The 23,177-nt window shown below is 65.7% G+C and carries 26 protein-coding genes and 1 pseudogene; 14 read left to right on the top strand and 13 right to left on the bottom strand.

Annotated elements, in window-relative coordinates:
* Nucleotides 1-20 precede the first annotated feature (20 nt).
* From CFB39_RS09135 to CFB39_RS09150, 4 genes are all read left to right on the top strand, one after another.
* Nucleotides 21-404 (top strand): VOC family protein, encoded by a 384-nt coding sequence (locus CFB39_RS09135; RefSeq protein ID WP_089472808.1) that lies wholly within the window; start codon nt 21-23, stop codon nt 402-404.
* Between the two features lie 246 nt (nt 405-650).
* Nucleotides 651-1,478 carry an alpha/beta hydrolase gene (locus CFB39_RS09140; protein WP_089472809.1) on the top strand — a complete coding sequence of 276 codons (828 nt, stop codon included), beginning with the start codon at nt 651-653 and terminating at the stop codon, nt 1,476-1,478.
* Between the two features lie 96 nt (nt 1,479-1,574).
* Entirely contained in the window at nt 1,575-2,468 is an 894-nt protein-coding gene (locus tag CFB39_RS09145; RefSeq protein ID WP_089472810.1) for a LysR family transcriptional regulator, read from the top strand.
* A 379-nt stretch (nt 2,469-2,847) separates the two neighbouring features.
* Nucleotides 2,848-3,726: a PhzF family phenazine biosynthesis protein gene (locus CFB39_RS09150; protein ID WP_089472811.1), complete on the top strand. Its 879-nt coding sequence runs from the start codon at nt 2,848-2,850 to the stop codon at nt 3,724-3,726.
* 124 nt (nt 3,727-3,850) lie between these two features.
* Here CFB39_RS09150 and CFB39_RS09155 read toward each other — a convergent pair whose 3' ends face one another.
* From CFB39_RS09155 to CFB39_RS09170, 3 genes are all read right to left on the bottom strand, one after another.
* Entirely contained in the window at nt 3,851-5,308 is a 1,458-nt protein-coding gene (locus tag CFB39_RS09155; protein ID WP_089472812.1) for an MFS transporter, read from the bottom strand.
* Between the two features lie 382 nt (nt 5,309-5,690).
* On the bottom strand, nt 5,691-6,299 hold the full coding sequence (prfH, locus tag CFB39_RS09165; protein WP_306426919.1) for a peptide chain release factor H: 609 nt from the start codon (nt 6,297-6,299) through the stop codon (nt 5,691-5,693).
* Nucleotides 6,299-7,447 (bottom strand): RNA ligase RtcB family protein, encoded by a 1,149-nt coding sequence (locus CFB39_RS09170; RefSeq protein ID WP_089472815.1) that lies wholly within the window; start codon nt 7,445-7,447, stop codon nt 6,299-6,301. Before CFB39_RS09170 ends, prfH begins: the two co-directional genes overlap by 1 nt.
* Before the next feature lie 733 nt (nt 7,448-8,180).
* On the opposite strand from CFB39_RS09170, the gene CFB39_RS09175 reads away from it, so the two are divergent.
* Together CFB39_RS09175 and CFB39_RS09180 are read left to right on the top strand one after the other, a co-directional pair.
* A complete protein-coding gene (locus CFB39_RS09175; protein WP_089472816.1) occupies nt 8,181-9,050 on the top strand; it encodes an RNA ligase family protein in 870 nt (289 codons plus the stop codon).
* 41 nt (nt 9,051-9,091) lie between these two features.
* A complete protein-coding gene (locus CFB39_RS09180; RefSeq protein ID WP_089472817.1) occupies nt 9,092-10,225 on the top strand; it encodes an AAA family ATPase in 1,134 nt (377 codons plus the stop codon).
* Between the two features lie 128 nt (nt 10,226-10,353).
* Here CFB39_RS09180 and CFB39_RS09185 read toward each other — a convergent pair whose 3' ends face one another.
* The gene (locus tag CFB39_RS09185) at nt 10,354-10,959 is read right to left on the bottom strand and encodes a 5-formyltetrahydrofolate cyclo-ligase (protein ID WP_256991379.1); all 606 of its coding nucleotides are present in this window, start codon (nt 10,957-10,959) and stop codon (nt 10,354-10,356) included.
* A gap of 76 nt (nt 10,960-11,035) precedes the next feature.
* Between CFB39_RS09185 and CFB39_RS09190 the strand changes: the two genes are divergently transcribed.
* The 5 genes from CFB39_RS09190 to CFB39_RS09205 all read left to right on the top strand — a co-directional run bounded on the left by CFB39_RS09190 (nt 11,036) and on the right by CFB39_RS09205 (nt 13,905).
* Complete coding sequence (locus tag CFB39_RS09190; protein ID WP_089472819.1) at nt 11,036-11,293, top strand: hypothetical protein; 258 nt, start codon at nt 11,036-11,038, stop codon at nt 11,291-11,293.
* Between the two features lie 261 nt (nt 11,294-11,554).
* Nucleotides 11,555-12,655 (top strand): nitronate monooxygenase family protein, encoded by a 1,101-nt coding sequence (locus CFB39_RS09195; RefSeq protein ID WP_089472820.1) that lies wholly within the window; start codon nt 11,555-11,557, stop codon nt 12,653-12,655.
* A gap of 195 nt (nt 12,656-12,850) precedes the next feature.
* Nucleotides 12,851-13,222: a GFA family protein gene (locus CFB39_RS09200; protein ID WP_089472821.1), complete on the top strand. Its 372-nt coding sequence runs from the start codon at nt 12,851-12,853 to the stop codon at nt 13,220-13,222.
* Nucleotides 13,219-13,347: a hypothetical protein gene (locus CFB39_RS40750; RefSeq protein WP_256978857.1), complete on the top strand. Its 129-nt coding sequence runs from the start codon at nt 13,219-13,221 to the stop codon at nt 13,345-13,347. Before CFB39_RS09200 ends, CFB39_RS40750 begins: the two co-directional genes overlap by 4 nt.
* A gap of 102 nt (nt 13,348-13,449) precedes the next feature.
* Nucleotides 13,450-13,905 (top strand): MarR family winged helix-turn-helix transcriptional regulator, encoded by a 456-nt coding sequence (locus CFB39_RS09205; protein ID WP_089472822.1) that lies wholly within the window; start codon nt 13,450-13,452, stop codon nt 13,903-13,905.
* A 48-nt stretch (nt 13,906-13,953) separates the two neighbouring features.
* Here the strand turns inward: CFB39_RS09205 and CFB39_RS09210 are convergent, their stop codons facing one another.
* Nucleotides 13,954-14,670: a GNAT family N-acetyltransferase gene (locus CFB39_RS09210; protein ID WP_089472823.1), complete on the bottom strand. Its 717-nt coding sequence runs from the start codon at nt 14,668-14,670 to the stop codon at nt 13,954-13,956.
* Between the two features lie 224 nt (nt 14,671-14,894).
* On the opposite strand from CFB39_RS09210, the pseudogene CFB39_RS40580 reads away from it, so the two are divergent.
* Nucleotides 14,895-15,479 (top strand): annotated as a pseudogene (locus CFB39_RS40580) (class I SAM-dependent methyltransferase); the annotation flags it as partial.
* Nucleotides 15,480-15,733: 254 nt separating this feature from the next.
* Here the strand turns inward: CFB39_RS40580 and CFB39_RS09225 are convergent.
* From CFB39_RS09225 to CFB39_RS09245, 5 genes are all read right to left on the bottom strand, one after another.
* Entirely contained in the window at nt 15,734-16,063 is a 330-nt protein-coding gene (locus CFB39_RS09225; RefSeq protein ID WP_089472825.1) for a DUF4148 domain-containing protein, read from the bottom strand.
* 73 nt (nt 16,064-16,136) lie between these two features.
* Complete coding sequence (locus CFB39_RS09230; protein ID WP_089472826.1) at nt 16,137-16,466, bottom strand: DUF4148 domain-containing protein; 330 nt, start codon at nt 16,464-16,466, stop codon at nt 16,137-16,139.
* Between the two features lie 61 nt (nt 16,467-16,527).
* On the bottom strand, nt 16,528-16,854 hold the full coding sequence (locus CFB39_RS09235; RefSeq protein ID WP_089473256.1) for a DUF4148 domain-containing protein: 327 nt from the start codon (nt 16,852-16,854) through the stop codon (nt 16,528-16,530).
* 71 nt (nt 16,855-16,925) lie between these two features.
* Nucleotides 16,926-17,345, bottom strand: coding sequence for an organic hydroperoxide resistance protein (locus CFB39_RS09240; protein ID WP_011352035.1), 420 nt, complete (start codon nt 17,343-17,345; stop codon nt 16,926-16,928).
* Between the two features lie 263 nt (nt 17,346-17,608).
* A complete protein-coding gene (locus CFB39_RS09245) occupies nt 17,609-18,073 on the bottom strand; it encodes a RidA family protein (protein WP_089472827.1) in 465 nt (154 codons plus the stop codon).
* A 213-nt stretch (nt 18,074-18,286) separates the two neighbouring features.
* On the opposite strand from CFB39_RS09245, the gene CFB39_RS09250 reads away from it, so the two are divergent.
* Entirely contained in the window at nt 18,287-19,252 is a 966-nt protein-coding gene (locus CFB39_RS09250; protein ID WP_089472828.1) for a LysR family transcriptional regulator, read from the top strand.
* 31 nt (nt 19,253-19,283) lie between these two features.
* On the opposite strand, the gene CFB39_RS09255 is transcribed toward CFB39_RS09250, so the two are convergent.
* From CFB39_RS09255 to CFB39_RS09265, 3 genes are all read right to left on the bottom strand, one after another.
* A complete protein-coding gene (locus CFB39_RS09255) occupies nt 19,284-19,991 on the bottom strand; it encodes an SDR family NAD(P)-dependent oxidoreductase (protein ID WP_089472829.1) in 708 nt (235 codons plus the stop codon).
* 730 nt (nt 19,992-20,721) lie between these two features.
* Nucleotides 20,722-21,447, bottom strand: coding sequence for an SDR family oxidoreductase (locus tag CFB39_RS09260; RefSeq protein WP_206148698.1), 726 nt, complete (start codon nt 21,445-21,447; stop codon nt 20,722-20,724).
* On the bottom strand, nt 21,444-22,634 hold the full coding sequence (locus CFB39_RS09265) for a hypothetical protein (RefSeq protein ID WP_144030241.1): 1,191 nt from the start codon (nt 22,632-22,634) through the stop codon (nt 21,444-21,446). The genes CFB39_RS09260 and CFB39_RS09265 overlap by 4 nt, the downstream gene beginning before the upstream one ends.
* Before the next feature lie 36 nt (nt 22,635-22,670).
* Between CFB39_RS09265 and CFB39_RS39265 the strand changes: the two genes are divergently transcribed.
* A complete protein-coding gene (locus CFB39_RS39265; protein ID WP_144023049.1) occupies nt 22,671-22,913 on the top strand; it encodes a hypothetical protein in 243 nt (80 codons plus the stop codon).
* Nucleotides 22,914-23,177 lie beyond the last annotated feature (264 nt).

Genomic DNA, 23,177 nt, shown 5'->3' on the forward strand with positions numbered 1-23,177 from the left:
CACGAACAGGAGCGAACCTCATGGCGCTGATCGATCACCTCGACCATCTCGTGCTGACCTGCGTCGATCCCGACCGGACGAAGCATTTCTACACCGAGGTGCTGCAGATGCGGCTCGAAACCTTCGGCGCCGGCCGGATCGCCTTCCGCTTCGGCAACCAGAAGATCAACCTGCACGTGCGTGGCGCGGAATTCGAACCGAAAGCGCATGTGCCGGTGCCCGGCGCGCTCGACCTGTGCTTCATCGCGTCCGTGCCGCTCGACGACGTGATCGCACACCTGAAGCGCGTCGACTGGCCGATCGTCGAAGGGCCGGTCGAGCGCACGGGCGCGACGCAGAAGATCCGGTCGGTCTACGTGCGCGATCCCGACCTGAACCTGATCGAGATCTCCGAGTTGATCTGAGCACCGGCGCACCACCGCGTCGTATCGCCGCTTCGCCCTCACGCGAGCGGACCTGATCACGGTGCGACTGCATGCCGCGCCGATCTCCCGCCGAAATCGGACAGCCGGTTTCCGCGCTCGCCGATTCCGGATAGCCGGCCCGTGCCGCGCTGCGGATAATGCGTGCATCGGCGACTGAGAAGCCGCCTTCGCAGCGGACGCAACGCTTGCGTCCGCGCTTGCGCAACCCGACCCAGGCAATTCCCGATGACGATCCTCTATCGCGGCATGGACCGCGCGGCGCTCGACGCCGCTTATCTGAACACGAAGGTGGTGCCCGATTTCCCTGCGTTGCTCGCGTCGATGCAGGCGCGCAGCGCAGCGCTCTATGCAGCCGCGTCCGTCCGGCGCGACCTGCGTCACGGCGCGCAACCCGCGCAGCGATTCGACTGGCTGTCGTGCGGTCAACCCGATGCGCCGCTGTTCGTGTTCGTTCACGGCGGCTACTGGCAGCACTGCGCGAAAGAGGATTTCGCGTACGCGGCGAGCGGGCCGCTCGCGCGCGGTTTCGACGTGATACTCGCCGAATACACGCTCGCGCCGATCGCGACGATGACCGACATCGTCGGCGAGATCGGCACGCTGCTCGACTACCTGGCGAACGACCCTGACGGCCTCGGCACCGCGAAGCGGCCGATCCACCTGAGCGGCCATTCGGCCGGTGGCCACCTGACGGCCGTGCACCGCGCGCATCCGGCCGTCGTGTCGGCACTCGCGATCAGTCCGCTCGTCGATCTCGAACCGATCTCGCTGTGCTGCCTGAACGACAAGCTGCAGCTCACCGCGCACGAAGTCGACGCGTACAGCCCGTTGCGCCATGTCGGGCCCGGCGCGCCAACGGTCGTCGCGGTCGGCGAAGCCGAGTTGCCCGAACTCGTGCGGCAAGCACGCGACTACGCGACGGCGTGCGAAGCGGCCGGCGAACGAATCGTCCACGTAGGATTGCCCGGCATGCAGCACTTCGACGTGCTCGACGATCTCGAGAAGCCGGACGGTGCGATGCTCACCGCCTTGCTGTCGATCGCGCCGCGCTAGGCGCGCCGTATCGCGCGGGGGCGGCCGGGCGTATGATCGGCGTCAGGCCGCCGCGCCGACGGCAGGCGCCGGCACGGCCTTCCCAGGACCCACGACATGGTGAACCCGCTTCATTTCGATCTGCAGTCGCTGCGCGTGTTCGCGCTCGTCGCCGAGCACGGCAGCCTGACGAAAGCGGCCGAACACGGCCAGCTCACGCTGTCCGCGGTCAGCAAGCGCATCGCCGAGCTGGAAAGCGTGACGGGCAGTGCATTGTTCGTCCGGCATGCGCGCGGTGTCGAGCTGACGCCCGCGGGCCGCGCGCTGCTCGACCATGCGGCGAAGGTGATCGAGCAGGTCAACCGGATGGCGCACGAGATGAGCGATTACGTCGCCGGCGTGCGCGGTCACATCCACGTGTGGACCAACACGTCCGCGATCGTGCAGTTCCTGCCCGCCGATCTCGCCGCGTTCCTCACCAACCATCCGGGCATCAAGGTCAGCCTGGAGGAACGGCTGAGCCACGAGATCGTCGACGCGCTCGCGTCCGGCAAGGCCGATCTCGGCGTGTTCGCCGACAACGTGCCGGCCCCCGGCATCGAACGGCGGTTGTACCGGCGCGACGAGCTCGTGCTGCTCGTGCCGCGCACGCACCGGTTCGCCGCGCGCGGCAGCATCCGCTTCGCGGATACGCTCGACGAGGACTACGTGGGGCTCAGTGACGGCAGCTCGCTGCTCGCGCGCATGACCGACGCGGCGTTCGCGGTCGAGCGCTCGCTGAAGCTGCGGATCCAGGTATCGAATTTCGACGGTGTGAGCCGGATGATCGAGGCGGGGCTCGGTATCGGCATCCTGCCGCGCGATGCGGTGACCGGCGAGCGCGCGGCGCGGCTCGGGGTCGTGAAGCTCGACGATGCGTGGGCGACGAGAACGCTGTGGGTGGGGGTGAGGGCGGGCGCCGTGCTGACGACCGATATCGCGAAGCTGTTCGATTTCATGTCGGCGCGGTGAGGCGGGGCAGCCTCCGAGTCCCTGTTTCCGACAAGATGCTTTGACCATTCGAGGGTTCTCGACGCGATTTCGGCACACGGTCAATCGAAAGCAGATCGATTATTCAAATCAAGATTGACGTTCCGCTCGTGAATTCACAAGATTCCGTCTGTCAATGTCGACTGAACGAGGATTGCGAATGGGTCGACTCGACGCTTGTATGGTTCTCGCCCCACCACGAGCAACGATTAGGCAGGAAAGTACCGGTTGGCAGGTCTCTGCCGATTGCGCCGCCTTGGCCGGTTGCAGTCAGTCGGCGCCGACCGTAAGATCGCCGATCAATGACACGAACGCATGTGTTCGTCGCGCTTCGTTTGAGGTTCGTTCATCGGGAGGACTAGTGCGAGTTGAAGTTCAGATCGTCAATGCGTTGACGGACGGAAAAGCCGGGGGCAATCCTGCGGGCGTGGTGATCGATGCCGATGCGCTGACCGCAGGCCAGAAGCTGCATGTTGCCCAGCAGGCCGCATTGTCGGAAACCGCATTCGTATCGAAATCGAATATCGCAACGGTCAAGCTGGAATTTTTCACGCCGACGCGACAGATCGCTCATTGCGGTCATGCCACGATCGCCACATTTTCCCTCTTGAGAGCAATCGGCAGGGTAGGTGACGGCAAGTCGTCGAAAGAGACGATCGACGGATGCAGAGACATCGTGATCGATGGCGATACCGTTCTAATGGAGCAGCGTTCCCCAACTTATCGCTCAATCGGAGCGGACTCCCCGTTCTCCGCGAAAATCGCTCAATCGCTTGGCGTATCGACTGCCCAGATCCATCGTGTCGAAAGCCCGACCGTCGTCAATACCGGCAACAGCTTTCTGATGATTGCATTGCCCGACGAGCAGTCCGTGGCAGCGATTCGTCCGGACCCGCGCGCGATTGAATCGATCAGCGACGATCTCGACTTGATTGGCTATTACGTATTCTCGACGACGACGAAAATACCTGGTCGCCATGCAGGAGCCCGCATGTTCGCGCCGCGTTTCGGCATTGCCGAGGAGTCGGCGACAGGAACCGCAGCCGGGCCGCTGGCGTGCTTGCTGTACGAGCGGATGGGGGCAGGCGACACGGAAATCACCATTGAACAAGGGCACTTGATGCCCCAACCTTCGCCGAGCGTCGTCAAGGTTCTCCTTGATGTCGACGGTGGCAGGATCTCGCGATTGATGGCCGGCGGTACAGGGGTTGTCATGCGGTCGATCACGGTCGAGATCTGAGGTTGCGTCGAGCGTCCGCTTCCCGGTAGGCCGAACGACTTCAATGGATCTGCAAGCGACAGATACCGCGAAACATCAATCGTGACGAGGGAGCGCGTTTCCGCGTCCCCTCGGCGCCAACCGCTCAAACCGGATTGATCTCATCCTGGCTGCGCCGCGTAGTCAGCGGCCCGAGCACGCGCAGCGTGACCGCGACGATACCGAGCGCGACCGAGATCACCCCGAACATCGCACCCGCGCCATAACCGCCGAGCACCGGCAACAACACGAACGGCAACACCCCGCTGACGATTCTCGACAGCGCATAGGTGCTGCCGATCGCCGTCGAGCGCACCCGCGCCGGGAAAATCTCTGCCTGGTACACGTGATACGCGTTGCTGAACACGTTCGACGCACAGGTCGTCAGGAACCCGAAGCCGACGATCAGCACGGTATTGCCCGAATACGCGAAGCACAGCCCGAACGCGGCGATCGACAGGATCGACACGATCACGAGCGTGCGTCGCTCGATCCAGTTGAGCAACGGAATCGACAGCAGCGAGCCGATCGGATAGCCGATGAACGACAGCGCGATGAACAGCGTGCTGTCCGTCACGTCGAAGCCGCGACTTTTCACGACCGTGCCGGCCAGCGTACCGAACCCGTAATAACCGAAGCCCTGAAACAGGTGAAAGATCGCGAGCATCACGTAGCGCGCGCCGTACGGTTCGCGTCGCAGCAGCGCGATACGCTCGCCAAGCCCGAGCGGCCGTTGCGGCTCGACCGGCTCCGCGAACTGCTCGGGCACGCGCACGGCGGTGCCTTCCGCGAAGCGTCGCAATGCCGCATGCGCGTCGGCGCTGCGACCCTGCGCGAGCAGCCAGCGCGGGCTCTCCGGCAGCCGATGCTGGACGAACAGCACGTACACGGCGCCGAGGCTGCCGATCGCGAGGATGATGCGCCAGCCGGCCACGCCGCCGACATGAAGCGGGTTCAACCACAGCGCCAGAAACCCGACGAGCGGCACCGCGACATAGGAAGTCGTATAGGCCCACGCGGCGAGCCTGCCGCGCTTTTCCTTCGGCAGGATCTCGGACAGGAAGCTGTCGGCAACCGGATAGATCGCGCCGACGCCGATGCCGGTCAGGAACCGGCACGCGACGAGCATGTCGGCATTCACCGAAAACGCGCCGACCAGCGAGAATGCGCTGTACCACGTGAGCGTCAGCAGGAACGCCTTGCGCCGGCCGATGCGGTCGGCGAGGCTGCCGAGGCACATCGCGCCGACGAACATGCCGATGAACGCCGATGCGAGCAGCAGCTTGAAATCGGTGCTCTGCCGGCTCAGCCCGTATTCGTTCTGCAACGCGGAACCGATCGTGCTGACGAGGAAGATCTCGTACATGTCGAAGAACAGCCCGATGCCGATCACCCAGACGACGAACCGGTGCAACGCGCCGACCGGCAGGTCGTCCATGAAATCGCCGAGCGTGACGCGGCGGCCGGGGAGGGCCGACGCATCGGCGCCGGCGGCAGTGGCCGGCGGCCGTGCGGACGCGGGTTCGCCCGCGCTGCCGCCGAGATCGAGGGAATGGCTGTTCATCGTGTCTCCTGATTATCGATACGCCGTGGCGCGAGGCCCGGCCGTTCGCAACCGGCGCGCTGCATCCGGTCGCACGACGTGGCGGCAGGCACCGCAAGGCCAGTGAAAGGGCCGAATAGGCGGGCTGTACCGATCGTTCGACACATGGTGGGCAAATCCACGGCACGTGATAATTGCGGATGCCTCAAGCGTCCTTTCCTGCGCAGAAAGGGTGCGGAACACGCGGCAACCGGCATGCACGCGGCAGGCCCGTGCAGCCTGCCTGGCGCGCGGTCATGCACCGGCGCCGATTGCGCGCTCGCGCAACCGGCAGGCCGGGAAAACCATGAGGCCGATGGCCTGGCCGCCGGCGCTAAAGCCACCGGCGGCCAGGCGTTCGCGCTCAGTCGGCCGGCACGAACGCCGCCCCGTAAAACACGCGCACGGGGTTGCCGCGCTCCAGCGCAAAGTGCTGCATCCGCCGCTGCCGGCGCGCATCGGATGCGTGACGGTCGGCCTCCTGCTGCAGTCGAACCTGCAGCAACTGCAGCGCCAGGCGCTTGTTCGCGTGCTGGCTGCGCTCGCTTTCCACGCGCACCGACAGGCCGGTCGCGACATGGGTCGCACGAATCGCGGAGCTCGTCTTGTTCACGTGCTGGCCGCCCGGCCCGCGTGCGCGCATCGCTTCGAACCGCACGTCGCCATCCGGCAGCGGCTGCGCGTCGGCGCAGCGCGTGACGCCGATGAACCAGTTCTTGCGCGGATGGCGCAACCGGTACGGGCTCGCGCAAATCCATTGCAGCGTGCCCGTCCAGCGGTCCGCGAGCGCCTGCGCACCTTCGCCGTCGAGGTCGAGCAGCGCCGAGCGCAGCGTGCCGGGCCGTTCGCCCGGCTGCGCATCGAGCACGGTGACGACGACGCGCTGCGCGTCGGCTTCCGCCTGCAGCCGCCGCAACGCATTGGCCGCGGCCAGCTGGCATTCGAGCGGGCCGTGCGCCGAAGAAATCTGCATCAGCATCGGCCAGCCTCCCCGGACGTCTTGTAGGTCAGCACCGGCGCGAGCCGCGCCAGCTTGCGCAGCAGCCCGGCCGCTTCGAGCGCGTCGACGACGCTGTCGATCGGCTTGTAGGCCTGCGGCGCTTCCTCGTACAGCAGTTCGCGGTCTTCGCAGATCACGTGGCTGCCGAGCGGCGTGCGCGTGAGCTGCGACGGCGTGAAGCGCCGTTCGAGGCGCCCCTTGCAGTCGCCGCGCGCCCACTTGCGGCCCGCACCGTGCGCCAGCGACGCCAGGCTGGCCGCATCGTCGGGCCGCACCGGCGCGACGAGGTAGCTGTAGTCGCCGCGCGATCCGGGAATGACGACCGGCCCCGCGTCGGCCGGCGTCGCACCTTTGCGATGCAGCCAGCCCGGCTCGCCGTCGACCCTCGCGCGGCTCACCAGGTTGTGGTTCACGTCGAGCACGCACCGGCCATCGGTGCGCCAGCGCGCCAGCATGCGCCGCGCGATCAGGACGCGATTCGTAATTGCGTAGCGCAACGCCGCATCGTGACGCGCGAGATACGCCGTGCATGCGGCATCCGTGTCGTCGAGGCCGTTGTAGCCGTGCTCGCGCATGTGCTGCTCGAGGATCGACTGGCCGAAGCCGCGCGATCCGCTATGCACGAGCAGCAGCAGGCGATCGGGGTCGAGGCCGAGCGCCGCGACGGCATCGGTGTCGTACACCGCGTCGATCCGCTGCGCTTCCGCGAAATGATTGCCGCTGCCGATCGTGCCAAGCGATGCCGCGTACGCGTGATCCGCGAACCCGGCGGCCGCGACGAGCGGCTGCCAGCTTGCATCGGGCGTGGCGTCGATCGAGCCGAGCCGGCTCGCGAGCTTCGACGCACTGACGCGCCGCGCATCGAGCGCGGTTTGCCACAGCGCCATCCCGCAGCCGATATCGCCGCCGATCAGCGCCGGATACAGCCGGCCCGTCGAGAAAAACGCGGCGCCAACGGGATAGCCGCGTCCGGGGTGAAGATCGGGCATGCCGGCGACGCGCCGCATGCCGGGGAGGGTGGCAGCGTGTTCGAGCTGCCGGATGGCCTCACCTTCGATCCAGGTGGTGGCGCAAGCGCACAACGTGATGCGCTCGCCCAGGTATTGCATGGAATTGCCCATGGAGGTTTCCGTTCGATGAAAAGGAAGAACGGCGGGCCATGGCGCAGGCAGCGCACACATGCGCTGCCCGACATCGGAAGTCGGGAAGAGGGCGGCACGACCGGATCGGAACGACCCGGCTCATCGCCGTGACGGCGATACAGTGTGCTGCGTGGCGTGAACGATGAAACGAACGGACGCGAAAAACCCGAACTACGACCCGCGACGGGAGGAGTGCTGGCGTGACGTCATGATTTCTTCTCCTTGCGAGTGAGGGGTTGATCGGAATGGCGGCGACTCTAGCATGCACGCGACGAGCGCAGCAAGCGGGTGGCGCGGCGTTACCCATCGAATCAGCGTTCGATGTGGCGAAAAACACACAAACAGGAATCCGTATCATTTCCATGTCAATGGCGCGCGTGGCACGCCGCAGCAGGCATTCGACGCACGCCGACCACCGCAACGGCTGTACCCGGCCGCGCTTGACAGCACACATGCCGTTTCGTAGCATCCGCCTGCTTCATCCCTGAACCCTCATCGAATCGGTGATCCAAGTGCCCGCAAACATTCGTCCCTTCGCCTGATACGCCGACGACTGCCGTCCCGGCCGCGTGTCGTCCTGCCCGTTCCCGTCTGCCTCGCGGCGCCGGAACAGTGATCGCAGGGCCGCGCCCGGACACGCACTGACACCGCAACGCACACCCCATCGTTCGTTCACGTCGTCGGCTTTTTCTGATGTTTCCGGAGAAAGACCATGACGCTGGATTTCCGCGCCTACGCGCAATCGCTCGACCTCGCTCGCTACCCGCGCACGCCGCACCTCGAAGGCTCGCGCCTGCAGGACGGCGACGAAGGTCACGACCACGTTCCCTATCGCACCCTCGCGGGCGCGCATCTCGTCGTCGAGGAAAAGCTCGACGGCGCGAACACGGGCATCAGCTTCAGCCCCGCGGGCGAACTGCTGCTGCAGTCACGCGGCCACTATCTGGCCGGCGGCGGCCGCGAGCGGCAGTTCGGGTTCGTGAAGACCTGGGCCGCTGCCCATGCCGGCTGGCTGCTCGATCGCCTCGGCGATCGCTACGTGATGTACGGCGAGACGATGAGCAAGAAGCACGCGGTGTTCTACGACGCGCTGCCGCATCACTTTTTCGAGTTCGACGTGTTCGATCGCGCAACGGGCCGCTTCCTGTCGACACCCGCGCGTCGCGCGCTGCTCGCCGACGGGCCCGTGCTGTCGGGGCCCGTGCTGTACGAAGGCATCGCGCCGGCGCGACTCGCGGACCTGAAGGCCATGCTCGGCCCGTCGCTCGCGAAGACGCCTGACTGGCGTCGCGCGTTCGAGGAAACGGTGCGGCGGCAGGGGCTCGACCTCGCGCGTGCATGGCAGCAATGCGACAAGTCGGAGCGCTCCGAAGGGCTCTACGTGAAGGTCGAGACGGACGACACGACGACCGCGCGCCTGAAGTGGGTGCGCCACGATTTCGTGCAGGCCATTCTCGAATCGGCGCGCCATCACTCGGAGCAGCCGTTCATCCCGAACCTGCTCGCGCCGGGTGTCGACCTGTATGCGCCACGCCCGACGCTCACGTGGGCATCGAATCCCGCCGCGCGCCCGAACCCATGAATGCGGAACGGCCGTACGCCGTTTCGAGAGGAGTCTTGATCATGAAGTACGAACACCTTCAGGCACTCGTGCCTGCGCCCGGCCGGCAGCCGGACTATCACGCGTGTCTCGCGGCATTTCCCGCGCTCGAACACGCGAAAACGACACCGCAGGAGCCCGCGCACCACGGCGAAGGCGACGTGTGGACGCATACGATGATGGTGATCGATGCGCTGCTCGCGCTGCCCGAGTACCAGGCCGCATCGCGTGGCGACCAGGAGATCGTGTTCCTGGCCGCGCTGCTGCACGACATCGCGAAGCACGGCACGACGGTCATCGATCCCGTTACCGGTGCGATCGGCCATCCCGGCCACTCGCGCAAGGGCGCGATCGATGCGCGGATCGCACTGTGGGATGCCGGCGTGCCGTTCGCGGTGCGCGAAGCGATCTGCCGGATGATCGCCGTGCATCAGGTGCCGTTCTTCGCGATGAGCGGGTCGCGCCGCGGCGCACCGGAGTTCACCGCGCGCGAGCTGTCGTGGCAGGTCAGCCTGCCGCTGCTGTGCCTGCTTGCCGAAGCCGACATTCGCGGGCGCATCTGCGACGACACGCAGCGCGCGCTCGACAACATCGAACTGTTGCGCGAACTGGCGAGGGAAGAGGGCTGCTACGGCCAGCCGCGTGCATTTGCCGACGCTCACACCGCGCTCAGCTACTTCCGCGGTGCGGACGTGCATCCCGACTATCCGCTGTTTCGCACGCCGGGCGCGCAGGTCGTCGTGATGTCGGGCCTGCCCGCGTCGGGCAAGAACACGTGGGTGGCGCGGCATCATCCGGATCTGCCGGTCGTGTCGTTCGACGATGCGCGCGATGCATTGGGTCTGCGTCATGGGCAGAACGAGGGCGCGGTCGCGCACCATGCGGTCGACGCCGCGAAGGCACTGTTGCGCGCACAACAACCGTTCGTGTGGAATGCGACGAACCTGTCGCCGCTGATGCGCAAGAAGACGCTCGACCTGCTGTTTGCATACAACGCCGACGTGACGCTCGTCTACCTCGAACAGCCGCGCGCAGAACTGTTGCGCCGCAACGCGCGGCGTGACACGTCGCTGACGAACCGCGCGCTCGAGGCGATGCTGCTGCGCTGGGATTTGCCGCTGCCCACCGAAGCGCACGCAGTGCGGTATGAAGTCTGATGCGGCAACGTCACGACACGAGCCGGTACGCCGCAATTTACCGCGGCGTACCGGCTCGTTTCATTTCAGTGATGCCTTCCGCTGCGTCGCGCAGGCACGCAGTTCAGTGACGCCGCGATGCCGTGGCCCTAGTGAGCCAGCACGAGGAGCGTGGTAAGTGCGATCGGCGCCAGCGCGACACCCAGCAGGCCGAGCGCACCATCGGCTGCAATCGTGATCGGCGACAGCGCGATCTTCGCCCCCTTACCGAGCACCGACGGTCGCTCGATCACCGTGACGTTGTACGCGTGATTGAACGCCTGAGGGATCGACGAAGGCGTGACATCGTTCGGCTGATAACGCTTTCCGGTGATCGTGCCTCGCTCCGTCAGTTCAAACCGCCCGTCCTTGAAACCGTCGGCAAGCGCGCGCTCGCGAAGCTCGGAGCCGGTCGGTGCGTCCTCGCGCGCGAGCCGCAACACGTAACGCCCCGAGATCTTGTCGCCGTGCGTCTCGAAATCGTCGAAATCGGTATACAGCTTGGAGCGATAGGGTGCCGTGAGATTGACGGCGAGGGCCGGCGGCACATCGAAAATGTAGTGATACTGCTTGCCGATGACGACGAGGCTCTTTCCGTCCGCGCTGATCAGAAATGCCGAGAGCGTTTCACGGTATTCCGGATCCTTCATCATGCGATTGGTGATGGGGCCGATGTCGGCGTCGGCGCAGCCGACGAGCATGCCGGACGCTGCCACGGCGGGCAGCGCGAGAAATGTTCTTCTTTTCATGTGTGCGGTTGGATGTTGTTGGTTATTCAGCGGAACCGCTTGAATGTCGGACGCTGCGTTCGATGAACGCGGCATCCTGACGGCCGATCATGCGGTTGCTTCGCCTGCGCATTGTAGGGCCAAAACGGCAAGCGCAGTATCCTCCGAGCAAAGCGGGTCACCATCGAACGCCATCCGGCCGTGGCCCGCGCCGTTCGGCGGGCAGATCGGCGTCGCGCTGGGGCTGCATTCGATGTTCTTCGTGACGGGCGTGCTGCTGGCGGCCTGCGCGGGGCTTGCGCATGGGGCACGCGGCCAATAGCGGCTGGCCGGCGGAGCGCGGGCTGGCGTAGGATGGGCGCAGTGACCGGTGTCGCACCGGGAAGCGGCGACAACGTGCACCGTCGCCAAAGGTGCAGACACCGCCGCACCGCACGGCTACCCATCGTTTCCAACATGACGCTCACGTGACCGGTCGCGCGCAACGCACGACGAACGCGCACCGATCCGAACCCGACCCACGCGCGTCGGCCCGCATCCGGCCCACGCATTTCGATGACGAATCCTGCAGGAGACAAGCGACATGAATCCATCGACCGACCACCGGACGCTGTTGCGCACGCTCGGCATGCGCGCCCCGATCGTCCAGGCGCCGATGGCCGGCGTCAGCACGCCGGCGCTGGCGGCCGCCGTGTCGAATGCGGGCGGGCTCGGCTCGCTCGGCGTGGGCGCGACGAACGCCGACGGCGCCCGCAAGATGATCCGCGACACGCGCGCGCTCACCGACCGGCCGTTCAACATCAACGTGTTCTGCCACCAGCCGGCGCACGCCGACGCGGCCGTCGAACGCGCGTGGCTCGACTGGCTCGCGCCGGTGTTCCGCGAATACGGCGCGACGCCGCCCGCCTCGCTGTCGGAGATCTATACGAGCTTCGTCGCGGACGAAGCCATGCAGGCGCTGCTCGTCGAAGAAAAGCCGGCCGTCGTCAGCTTCCATTTCGGGCTACCGTCCGCGGACGTGATCGCCGCGCTGAAGCGCGCGGGCGTCACGCTGTTCGCGTCCGCGACGAACCTCGACGAAGCACGCCAGATCGCCGCCGCCGGCATCGACGCGATCGTCGCGCAGGGGATCGAAGCGGGCGGGCACCGCGGCGTGTTCGATTCGACCGCGCATGACGATCGCCTCGGCACGTTCGCACTCACGCGCCTGATCGTGCGCGAGTGCGCGCTGCCGGTGATCGCCGCCGGCGGCATCATGGACGGCGAGGGCATCGCCGCCGCGCTCGCGCTCGGCGCGCAGGCCGCCCAGCTCGGCACCGCGTTCGTCGCGTGCCCGGAGACGTCGATCGACGACGGCTATCGCCGCGCGCTGCTGGGCGATGCGGCACGCCATACGACGTTCACCGCCGCGATCTCGGGCCGGATCGCACGCGGCCTCGCGAACCGGCTGACCGCGCTCGGCGACGACCCGCACGCGCCGGCCACGCCTGCGTACCCGATCGCGTACGACGCCGGCAAGGCGCTGCACGCGGCCGCGAAGGCAAAGGGGGAATTCGGCTACGGCGCGCAGTGGGCCGGGCAGGCGGCGCCGCTCGTGCGGCCGCTGCCGGCGGCCGAGCTGTTCGCCGCGCTCGAACGCGAAACGCGGGCGACGATCGAGCGGATGCAGCACGTGCTGGATTGATCGCACGATTCGCGAGCGGCTAGCCGCTGGCCAATAGCGGCGATCGGTGAACGCACCCCGATCGCCGCACCGATACTTCGCCGCCCGCCGCCGATTTGCAATGTTCTGTATCTGCACGAACCGCGGATACATCGCGATACAACGCAGCTTCGGGCGTCCGCTATAAAGCAGGCATGACCTCTTTGGGAGTGCACCATGTCTGCAAGCTGGTTCAAAGGGTCCTGCCATTGCGGGGCCGTCAAATTCGAAGTCCGAACCGCCATTACGCCGGCGACGCGCTGCAACTGCAGCCTGTGCCGCCGGCGCGGCGCATTGATGAGCCCGATGTTCGCCGCCAGCGAACTGAAGATCGTCGAAGGCGAGGGCGCGCTGACGTGCTACCAGTTCAACACGCGCACGGCCCGTCACTATTTCTGCAGCCATTGCGGCATCTATCCGTTCCATCAGACGCGCAAGGATCCCGCCTGCTGGCGCGTCAATCTCGGCTGCCTCGATGGCGTCGACCCGTATGCGCTCGACGCGACGGTCGCCGACGGCGCGAGCCTCTCGGTCGTGGAGGACGCATGAAACGCTGGCTGATGATCCTGCTGTTTGCCGCGGGCGGGCTCGCGACCGAAATCGCGCATCCGGTGCAATGCACGCTGCTGTCGGTCAGCCGTACACAGACCGGCAAACGCCGCAGGGCCGACTGACGGCGCAGCGGTTCATCGAGAACGATTATCATGCTTCCGATAAGATCGCACGCGATATATAATGCGTCCATCTGCGGCCGTTCGCGTCGCTGGAGGACGTTCATGAAACCGACCGAAGCCCCATCCGACACTGCACCGAAGCTGTCCGAGTTCCTGTGCTTTGCGATCTACTCGACGAACCTCGCGTTCGGCAAGGCGTACAAGCCGATCCTTGAATCGCTCGGCCTCACGTACACGCAATACATCACGATCATTGCGCTGTGGGAGCAGGACAACCAGACGGTCGGCCAGCTCGGCGAGAAGCTGTTCCTCGAATCCAATACGCTGACGCCGATCCTGAAGAAGCTCGAGGCGATGGGCTACCTGGAGCGGCACCGCGATCCGTCGGACGAACGCCAGGTGCTCGTCAGCCTGACGAAAAGCGGCCGCCGCGTGCGCGAGAAGGGGCTCGACATGAACCTCATCGAAGCCACCGGGTTGAAGCCGGACGAATTCGCGAAGATGCAGAAGGCGATCGTCACGCTGCGCGGCAACCTGATCCGGTCGACCGACGAATAAACGCCCGGTCACACTGCGGCCGGCACGACCCGCGTGCCGGCCGCGTCGTCATGCGTGCCCGTCGCCCAGCACCAGCAGGTTCATCTCGCGGCGGACGACGAAACCGAGTGCGAGATAGCGCTCGATCGCCACCTGGTTCGACGTGAGGACGTGCAGGAAAGGCGTATCCGCGCGTGCATCGATCTCCGCAATCAACGCCCGCATCAGCCGCGCCGCCAGCCCTTGCCGCCGGAACGCGGCATCCACGCAGACGGCGCTGATTTCCGTATACCCGTCGACCTGCATCCGCTCGCCGGCCATCGCGGCCAGCCGGCCTTCGCTACGAATGCCGATGTAATGGCCGAGCTCGAACGTGCGCGGGCCGAACGGGCCGGGCTGCGCGGCCGTGGTCAGCGCGAGCATGTCCGGCACATCGGATTCGGCGAGCGTGACGTAACCCGATTCAGGCGCCGGGTCGAGCGTCCGCTGCCAGACCATCTGCAACAGGTTCGCGCGCCGGATCACCGACAATCCCGCCGGCGGCTCGATCGCGTCCGGCGTGACCAGTGCCGCCGGCCCGTGTGCGGCGATCAGGGTGCCCAACGCGTCGAAGGATGCCGCGCTCGTGTCCTCGATCGCGGCAAACGGCGCGACCGCCGCCGGAAACCGCCATGCACCGTCGTGGCCGACCGCAAAGCGGCGCTGCCGGCCCGTCAGCGCATTCCACACCACACGGTCGAGCGGGTGCGCACTGCCTGGCGCGGTTCCGGTCGTTGCATTGGACATCGGCTGCTCCTCGTTTGAAGGTTTCGATCGCACAGCATAGACCGGGATCGGGCGGGCCGGGCGCACGGACACGGCCGGAAGCCAGCGTCGTCACGGCGTTCGGCAGCGTCGCGGGCGGCCTGTTGCATGACGTGCTCGGCAACCGGTGGCCGGAAGCCAGCGTGCCGACCGCCGCTGGGCCGGCTGCGGCCCGCACGAATGGACGGCACTGATCGATGACGTCCGCGCGCGGCGTCGCGAGCGACCAGCTCGTGCTGGTGGAAGCCGATCCCGCTTTCGCGGACGCGTTGCGACATCGGTTTCCCGCGTTGCGGATCATGCGGATGGATGCGGCGCAGCTCGGCATGACAGGGGATTTCTTCGGCGGGGCGCGCGCGGATGCGATCGTGAGCGGGCTGCCGCTCGTCGCGATGCCGGTCGAACAGGCCGTCGCGATCGTTCATTGCGCGTTCGCGCGTCTTCTGGCTGCCGACGGCGCGTTCTACCCGTTCACGTATGTGAGGCGCTGTCCGGTTCCGGCCCGCCATCTAGAGGCCATACGTATTCGTGCCGTCAGGATCGGCGTCGCGTGAATGAACTTCCCGCCCGCCATCGTGTATCGCTTCGAACGCCGGATCGATGCGGCCGGCCATCAGTGGCCCGGTGCGCGGCCGTTGAGCGTTGCGGTTGCGGTTGCGGTTGCGGTTGCGGTTGCGGTTGCGGTTGCGGTTGCGGTTGCGGTTGCAACTATTTTGCGCGGCTTCGATAGCACGCCATCACTCGACTCGAGAGGCGTCGAGCCATCGGCGGATGGACGTCCAGCATCGTGAACGCGTTCGGGTATGGGGTGTTGTTTGGCCGGCTGCGGCAGCTGCCGCTTCTTTCTTCCCGGATCACTGGTCGCGAAAACCGATATCGGCGTTGGCGTCGCGCACTATCGAATCCCGGGTAGACGCAAGCGCGTCGCGCATGTCACTTTGCAACGCCACGTTCCATCGCGGGCTGACGAGGAACGCACCGTGCTCGCACGCCCCCGTTTCCCATACGTTGTCCAGCCTTGCACGACGATTCCGACGCGCCATGCTCAATGGCCGAAGTAGATCGACCGCTCGGCCGTTCGAACCGCGCTGCGGCTGCCCGACTGCGTCGCACTGCCGGTGTCGCTGCCGTAACCGGACGCCTGCGACTCGGCCGCGACTGCGGTGTTGTCGTGAACCCGGCGCAGCGCGGCCTGGAGATTGTCCGGGTAGTTCGGGTCGTTGGGCCGGTTCGGCAGGTAGCCGGCTTTCTGCAGCGCGACCAGTTCCGCACGCACTTGCGAGCGCGTCACGGTGCTGTCACCCGCAAACGCCGGTGCGGCAACGGCAGCCGACACGGCAACGAGAAGGGCAGCGATCAGTTGGGTCTTCGTCATTTACCTCGACAAGAAAATGGAGTTCAGGGGTTACGCATCGCGCGCCGGCCACCGGCGTCGTTCGCGGTGTCGTTCAATGACCGAAGTAAATCGAGCGCTCGGCGATTCGCGTCGCGGGCCGGCTGCCCGACTGCGTCGCGGTAGCAGCATCGCTGCCGTAACCGGACGTCGCTGCGTCGGCCACCGCGGTGTCGTTCGCATGAATGCGCGTCAGTGCGGCCTGCAGATCGTCCGGATAGTGCGGATCGTTCGCGCGGCCCGGCCGATAGCCGGCCTGTTCGAGCTGGACGAGCTCGGCACGCACTTGCGCGCGGGACACGGCGGCTGCATCGGCGAACGCCGGTGCGGCAGCGGAGGCGGAAACGGCCACGAGAAGGGCGGCGATCAGTTGGGTTTTCATCATTTACCTCGACAGAAGAGAAATAGAAGGAAGGCAGGGTTCGCGTATCGACGATGCGTCGCGCTCAATGACCGAAATACACCGAGCGATCGGCCACGCTGACCGCATGCCGGCGGCCCGATTGCGTTACCGCCTCGCCGTTGCTGCCGTAGCCGGACGCCTGCTCGTTGCTGGCGACCGCATCGGTGGCATGGATCTGCGTGATGGCAGCCTGGAGATCATTCGGATAGGTGGCGTCGGTCGCGCGATTCAGCGGGTAGCCGGCCTGTTGCAACTGCGCGAGCTCGGCGCGCACCTGCGCACGCGTCACGGTGGATTCGCTGGAGAACGCCGGTGCGGCAACCGTGGCCGAAACAGCGACGAGAAGGGCGGCGATCAGTCGGGTATTCATCATTCACCTCAAAAGGAAAGAAAGAAAATCGGGCATTCGGCAAGGCGGCGCCAGGCCGCCTGATGCATCGTTCAAGCGATACGGATGTCAACGTCGATGTTGCCGCGCGTCGCCTTCGAATACGGGCAGGTCTGGTGCGCCGCATCGACGATGCGCTGCGCGACGTCGCGATCGAGCCCCGGCACGCTCACGTTCAGCCGGGCCTGCAGGAAGTACGCATTGCCGGCGGTGCCGAGATCCACTTCGGCGTCGACCGCGAGATCGGCCGGCAGCGTCACCTTCGCGGCACGCGCCGCAAGCTGCATCGCGCCGATGAAGCAGGCCGACCAGCCGGCCGCGAACAGCTGCTCCGGATTGGTGCCGGTGCCGGCGCTGCCCGGCGACGACAACTGGATGTCGAGGCGGCCATCGGAACTGCGCGCCGCGCCGTCGCGGCCGCCCGAAGTCGTATGCGTCTTGCCCGTGTACAGCACTTTTTCGATCTTGCTCATCATTTGCTCCGTCAGTTGGGTGGTTTGTTTCAGATGCGATTCGATCGCATACGATGGAGTTTCGTCGAGACGACCACCCTAGTCAAGCGTATTCGATTAAATCGCATACGATATTTTGTATTTCAATGTATCTGGAACGTGTACCGCCTTGCGGGAAAAGGCATTCCGGCGATCGATCCCCGATAATCGACGCGCGACGCATCCGGGCAGGGCAGGTGAAAACGCCCCGGGAACGGCTGGCCGCCGCGCAGGGGGGCGATCGGTCAGGCCGGGTCGATCTCGGCGATCACGACGAGGATCACGGCCGCATCGGCCGGCAACTGGCGCTGGGAGAACGCCGAGCGCGCGTGGCCCGACTTCTCGCCCAGCACGGCGGCGAACAGGTCCGACGCGCCGTCGATCACGGCCGGCTGCCCGACAAAGCCGTCGGCCGAACTCACGTGCCCGTCGACGCGCACAATCTTGCGCAAGCGCTCGAACCCGCGCAGGTGCCGGCGAATCTGCGCGAGCACGTTCAGCGCCGCGAGCCGGGCGGCATGCTTGCCTTCGTCGATGCTCAACTGCTCGCCGACACGGCCGGTATAGGCAATCTTGCCGTCGACCAGCGGCAGTTGTCCTGAAACGAACAGCAGGTTGCCGGCTTCGCTGGCGGCCGTATAGCTGCCGAGCGGGTTCGGCGGCTCGGGTAACGCGAGGCCGAGGTCGGCCAGTTTCTGTTCGACGGTCATGTCGTGCTCCTTGCGGGAAAAGGGTTCGGGCGATCGGTACGGCCTGTGAGTCACTGTAGCCATGCGTCCGAAGCCGGTAAATGTCAGCCTCGCAATTGATTCACGACGCGGTGTAACGAATCGCGCCGTGCGCGTCCGCTGGTTTCCGCCACGAGATTCATGCACACTCGGCGTCATCGCGCGCCACGCGCCGCAGACGGCAGGAATCGCCTCATGCAACGACAATTCGACGATCTGCTGCTGGGCAGCATCGAGCTGTTCTGCCTCGCCGCCGAACTCGGCAGCTTCACGCTGGCGGCGAACGCGGCGAGCGTCACGCCGGCCGCGGTCAGCCGCTCGGTCGCGCGGCTCGAGGCGCGTCTCGGCGTGCGGCTGTTCGTTCGCACGACACGCCAGATCCGCCTGACCGATTCCGGCCGCCGCTATTTCGAGCAATGTCGCGACGCGCTGTCGCAACTGGTCGACGCGGAGCGCGAGGCGACCGGCCAGCAGGCAACGCCCGCCGGCGTGCTGCGGATCAGCATGCCGACACCGTACGGGCACTATCGCGTGCTGCCGCTGCTGCCAGCGTTTCGCGAGCGATACCCGGACGTGCGCGTCGACACCCACCTGAGCAACCGCAACATCGACTTCGCCGAGGAAGGCTACGACCTCGCGATCCGCGGCAGCGCGCCGGCCGATTCGAACCTGATCGCACGCAAGCTGGAGGATGCCGAACTCGTGATCGTCGCGACGCCCGGCTACCTGAAGCGCGCAGGCATGCCGACCGCCGTCGACGACCTGCATGCGCACGAATGCATCCAGTTCGAGCTGCCGAGCAGCGGGCGGACGATTCCGTGGCTGTTCAACGATGGCTCGGACGAAATCGACGTCGCGACGACCGGCAGCTACGGTACGTCGGGCGACTACCTTGCCGGTGTGACGCTCGCGCGCAGCGGTGCGGGCCTGTTCCAGACCTATCGCTTCATCGTCGAGCAGGATCTGCGGGCCGGCACGCTCGTGGAAGTGCTGCCCGGCCTCGGCGGCCGGTCGCGGCCGTTCATGCTGCTGTATCCGCATGCGCGCTTTTTGTCGTCGCGCGTACGTGTGTTCGTCGACTTTCTCGTCGAGCATCTGGCGCGCGCGCCGGCCGGGCAGCCGGCCGGGACACGCGCCAAACGAGCCGGCGCATCGCGCTAGGCGCGCCGGCTCGCGGTGTCGACGCCGCGTTTCAATGCCCGGCGCTCTGGCCGCCGTCGACATGCAGGATCTCGCCCGTGACGAACGGCGCCGAATCCAGGTACAGGATCGCGTCGACGATGTCGCTCATTTCGCCCATGCGGCCGACCGGATGCAGCGATGCAAGCGTCGCGTGCGTGTCGGGCGTATGCATCGGCGACTTGATGATCCCGGGCGACACCGCATTCACGCGAATGCCGGCCTTCGCATACTCGATCGCGAGCGACTTCGTCGCCGCATTCAATCCGCCTTTCGTCAGCGACGCAAGCACCGACGGCACGTTGCTGTTCGCGTGATCGACCAGGCTCGTCGTGATGCTGACCACGTGGCCGCCACCGTGTTTCTGCATCGCGGCGATCGCATGCTGCGTGACGTGGAAGAAGCCGCTCAGGTTGACGTTCGTGATCTGCGCGTAGTCGTCCGCGGTGTACTGCGTGAACGGCTTCGCGATGAAGATGCCCGCGTTGTTGACGAGCGTGTCGACGCGGCCGAAGCGTTCGATCGCGGCGTCGACCACGCGCCGTGCGACGGCCGCGTCGCCGATGTCGCCCGCGACGGTGACGAGGTCGGGATCGTTCGACGGCCCGATCGAACGTGACGTTGCGACGACGCGATGGCCGCGGGCCCGGAATGCGTCGACCGTTGCCGCGCCGATGCCTTGCGATGCGCCGGTGACGATGATGACTTTGGATGCGCTCATGATTTGCCTCGATAGGTGAAGGGTTCTCGGCTTCGGTGCCGACCGGATCCGTGAATCCGATGGGCGAACTGTAGGCGCGCCGGTTGCGATCTTGAATACCCACCGTGGAGCAACAGTCTTGCGTCGGGGGAACAAATGCGGGGCGGGGTGAGGGACTGCGGTCAGGGCGGCCCGCCCAATCGGCGCTCGACGTCGCGCTCAAGCACCTAACGCGCCTCAAGCGCCTCGATGCCTCGATGCGCTGCGCGAATACTCAAGCGTGGCGCGACCTCACCGAAGGCGACCGATTATTCGGACGATTTGACGAGCCGATTCGTCTGCTGCGGAACACGCAGTTGGCTAACTCAATGCCGATGTCGGGATAACTTTTCTTATCACAATAGCCTGATTTCATTTCAAAACTGACCAGTCGGCAAACGCGTCAGTCTTGGTAGCCGAGCATGCCGCGGTCAGCATCGCCCGCCGGATACGGACGGACAGTCTTTGCGAGGCGGCAGGAAGGTGGGGGGCAGGGCACCTGTCCGCGACCGGCGGACAGCGCTCCACGAAAAGCGCCCCAAAAGCCGGATCGCTATCCGGCCTTTGGGGCGCAGTTCATCGAGTCGCGTTTCGAGGGTTTCGACCGGCAGAACCAGCCGGCAACCTCCGCCGGCAGTTCCCTCACGATTGCGGCAGCCCACACCCGATCCGCCTGCCCGACGCCTCACGACGAATCGCGAGCGGGTTGGCTTCAGGACGTTTGCGCGGTGGACGTCAGGAAGATCTCCCTCATGCAGACGTGCTGCGGCTGCGCATAGGCGAAGCACACCGCGCGTGCGACGTCATCGGGATGCAGCACCGAAGCCAGCGTACTCATCCACTCGCGAAACATCGTCTTGGCGGACTCCGACGTGGTGGCGTCGAGCAGGGGCGTGTCAACCACGCCCGGCGCGATGGTCGACACGCGGATATTGTGCTGGCCGAGATCGGCGCCCAGCGCGGCCGACATGCCGTGCACCGCGAATTTCGATGCGCAATACGCCGAATGAAATGGAAAGGCCTGGCGGCCGGTGATCGAGCTGACGTTGAAAATGCTGCCGCGCCGCCGCTCGATCATGCCGGGCAGCACGCTCTGAATCGCGTTCATCGTCCCGACGACGTTCACGTCCAGCATGGTTCGCAGTTCGTCGGCCGATTGTTCGAGCGGCTCGCCGAGCAGCATCGTTCCCGCGCTGTTCACGAGGCAGTCGACACCGCCGAACTGCGCCTGCGCGGCCTGCACCGCGGCCCGCACCGCACGCTCGTCGGTCACGTCCGCCGCGACGCATGCGGCGTTGGGCAAATCGAGCGCCTGCAGCTCGGCCAACCGCCGCGACACCAGCAGCAGCGGATGCCCGAGCGTGGCAAACGCACGCGCGACCGCCGCGCCAATGCCGGAACTCGCGCCCGTCACCATCACCAGCGGCAAAGTCGTCACGACGCGCCTCCCGTGCGGACCCCGCGGTCGCGCTTGCGCTGCGCGCGTTGCTGCACGTCGGCATACATCGCCTTGACCGCATTCGCCGTGAAGAACGCCATGTGCTCGTCAAAACGTCCCGGATGGACGATCGAGAACGGGGCGGGCGGTCGTTTGCCGAGCGTCGCCTCGTAAAGCGGGCCGATCGGATCGTTCATGTGCGAGTTGCGGAAGTTGTGCGCGGTCTGGGCCGCGTTTTCGGCGCCCGAAATCGAGGCCGTCGGCGTGTTGTCTTCCGGACTCACGCCGATCTGCGTCTTGACGAACTGGATGTGCTCGTCACGCCATGTCCGCACGTACTGGTACACGTAGACCGTCTGACGAATCATCGCGGCGAGCGCCGGTTGCGTGTTCAGGCGCAGCACCTGTTGCGCCTGCTTGAGCACGGCGTCGTCGTCGCGCGCGGCAGTGTCGTTGAATGCCATCAGCCGCAGGCGGAGCGAACGGACCAGCAGCGGGTAGATCGTCAGGAACAGCCCCTTGCGCAGATTGTGCGAGTGAGACCCGCTCGTGATGCCAAGCGCCGGCCGGATCGCGAAGTAAGCCTTCGGACTCAGCGTCCGCACGATCGGCTTGATGTTGTCGGTGACGATCTGCAGCAACTTGTTGCACAGCGCCAGCGACGTCGCCTCATGCTCGAACGACTCGTTCGCTTCGTTCACGAGCGCCAGGATCGAATCCGCGATCACGTCGTTGACGAGGCCCACGAGGACTTCGCTGATCTGGTGGTACGCACGGAACTGCATCAGGTACGTCGGATCCTTGAGGTCGACGCAGGTGACCGCATCGCGCACCTCGTCGTTCTGCACGACCCGCTGATAGAACTGCTCGGCGCTCTCGCCCTCGAGACGAAACACGCCCGGCACGCGAACGTGGCGCAGCACGGCCAGCCAGATCGTTTCGTAATTGGTATTGACGAAGGTGTGAAAGAACGTGAAGCGCTGCGGATCGTCGAGGTCCTTCTCCGAAACGTCGCCGACCGCTTCCGGCGCCGATTTCAGCGCTTCGTACATCGCTTCGGTTTTTTTCGCGGCAGCCTGATAAGTGGACGAATCCTCGATCGACAGAAAGTCCCCGCCATTGCGCCCGAGATCCGTTTGCACCAGCAACTGCGAAAAGCGGTACAGGGAATCGTTGAAATGATTCATCCACGAAATCTTGACCGACACGTCGCCGAAGCGGGAATGGCTGATGTCGTCGATGATCCGGTCGGCGAGGACGGAAATGTTATTCAGGCAGATTTCCGTCCCTCTGAAGATGGCGACAATACATTTTGCATCGATTTGCTGCTTTTCGCAGTTTATGAGTCGATCCAGGTATTTCACGCCATGCAGAAGTTCGTAGTTCGCAAGCACCGCGGTGCTGTCGATCTCCGCATGCGTCGAGAACGCCTCGCGCCGCCGCGAGATTTCGTCGAGGTCCAGTGATTTGGCGAGAAGCTTCTCCGTCGCGTGTTCCGCGGTGACGGGGAGATTGCTTTTGCTGCGAAGGAACGACGCGATTTCTTGCCGAATCGACCGGGCCGATTCGCTCTCAGGTGCTTTCACTTCCATTTAAAACCTCTCGATGGTCCGATGTTGATTTAATTGATTTTCAAGACGTATCAGGGTGGAGCGGGGGAGGATTGTATCGACTATTTTCTCGAAATGATCGCTGTCAGAACAGACAGCTTTATTCACGCCGACGACACC

The sequence above is a fragment of the Burkholderia sp. AU6039 genome (assembly GCF_002223365.1).
GTDB lineage: Bacteria > Pseudomonadota > Gammaproteobacteria > Burkholderiales > Burkholderiaceae > Burkholderia.

What these genes read in the sequence shown, in the direction of transcription:
- CFB39_RS09135 (WP_089472808.1), top strand. Translation starts at nt 21, where the DNA reads ATGGCGCTGATCGATCACCTCGACCATCTCGTGCTGACCTGCGTCGAT.
- CFB39_RS09140 (WP_089472809.1), top strand. Translation starts at nt 651, where the DNA reads ATGACGATCCTCTATCGCGGCATGGACCGCGCGGCGCTCGACGCCGCT.
- CFB39_RS09145 (WP_089472810.1), top strand. Translation starts at nt 1,575, where the DNA reads ATGGTGAACCCGCTTCATTTCGATCTGCAGTCGCTGCGCGTGTTCGCG.
- CFB39_RS09155 (WP_089472812.1), bottom strand. Translation starts at nt 5,308, where the DNA reads ATGAACAGCCATTCCCTCGATCTCGGCGGCAGCGCGGGCGAACCCGCG.
- prfH (WP_306426919.1), bottom strand. Translation starts at nt 6,299, where the DNA reads ATGCAGATTTCTTCGGCGCACGGCCCGCTCGAATGCCAGCTGGCCGCG.
- CFB39_RS09170 (WP_089472815.1), bottom strand. Translation starts at nt 7,447, where the DNA reads ATGGGCAATTCCATGCAATACCTGGGCGAGCGCATCACGTTGTGCGCT.
- CFB39_RS09175 (WP_089472816.1), top strand. Translation starts at nt 8,181, where the DNA reads ATGACGCTGGATTTCCGCGCCTACGCGCAATCGCTCGACCTCGCTCGC.
- CFB39_RS09180 (WP_089472817.1), top strand. Translation starts at nt 9,092, where the DNA reads ATGAAGTACGAACACCTTCAGGCACTCGTGCCTGCGCCCGGCCGGCAG.
- CFB39_RS09190 (WP_089472819.1), top strand. Translation starts at nt 11,036, where the DNA reads ATGTCGGACGCTGCGTTCGATGAACGCGGCATCCTGACGGCCGATCAT.
- CFB39_RS09195 (WP_089472820.1), top strand. Translation starts at nt 11,555, where the DNA reads ATGAATCCATCGACCGACCACCGGACGCTGTTGCGCACGCTCGGCATG.
- CFB39_RS09200 (WP_089472821.1), top strand. Translation starts at nt 12,851, where the DNA reads ATGTCTGCAAGCTGGTTCAAAGGGTCCTGCCATTGCGGGGCCGTCAAA.
- CFB39_RS40750 (WP_256978857.1), top strand. Translation starts at nt 13,219, where the DNA reads ATGAAACGCTGGCTGATGATCCTGCTGTTTGCCGCGGGCGGGCTCGCG.
- CFB39_RS09205 (WP_089472822.1), top strand. Translation starts at nt 13,450, where the DNA reads ATGAAACCGACCGAAGCCCCATCCGACACTGCACCGAAGCTGTCCGAG.
- CFB39_RS09210 (WP_089472823.1), bottom strand. Translation starts at nt 14,670, where the DNA reads ATGTCCAATGCAACGACCGGAACCGCGCCAGGCAGTGCGCACCCGCTC.
- CFB39_RS09225 (WP_089472825.1), bottom strand. Translation starts at nt 16,063, where the DNA reads ATGACGAAGACCCAACTGATCGCTGCCCTTCTCGTTGCCGTGTCGGCT.
- CFB39_RS09230 (WP_089472826.1), bottom strand. Translation starts at nt 16,466, where the DNA reads ATGATGAAAACCCAACTGATCGCCGCCCTTCTCGTGGCCGTTTCCGCC.
- CFB39_RS09235 (WP_089473256.1), bottom strand. Translation starts at nt 16,854, where the DNA reads ATGAATACCCGACTGATCGCCGCCCTTCTCGTCGCTGTTTCGGCCACG.
- CFB39_RS09240 (WP_011352035.1), bottom strand. Translation starts at nt 17,345, where the DNA reads ATGAGCAAGATCGAAAAAGTGCTGTACACGGGCAAGACGCATACGACT.
- CFB39_RS09245 (WP_089472827.1), bottom strand. Translation starts at nt 18,073, where the DNA reads ATGACCGTCGAACAGAAACTGGCCGACCTCGGCCTCGCGTTACCCGAG.
- CFB39_RS09250 (WP_089472828.1), top strand. Translation starts at nt 18,287, where the DNA reads ATGCAACGACAATTCGACGATCTGCTGCTGGGCAGCATCGAGCTGTTC.
- CFB39_RS09255 (WP_089472829.1), bottom strand. Translation starts at nt 19,991, where the DNA reads ATGAGCGCATCCAAAGTCATCATCGTCACCGGCGCATCGCAAGGCATC.
- CFB39_RS09265 (WP_144030241.1), bottom strand. Translation starts at nt 22,634, where the DNA reads ATGAATCATTTCAACGATTCCCTGTACCGCTTTTCGCAGTTGCTGGTG.
- CFB39_RS39265 (WP_144023049.1), top strand. Translation starts at nt 22,671, where the DNA reads ATGGCTGATGTCGTCGATGATCCGGTCGGCGAGGACGGAAATGTTATT.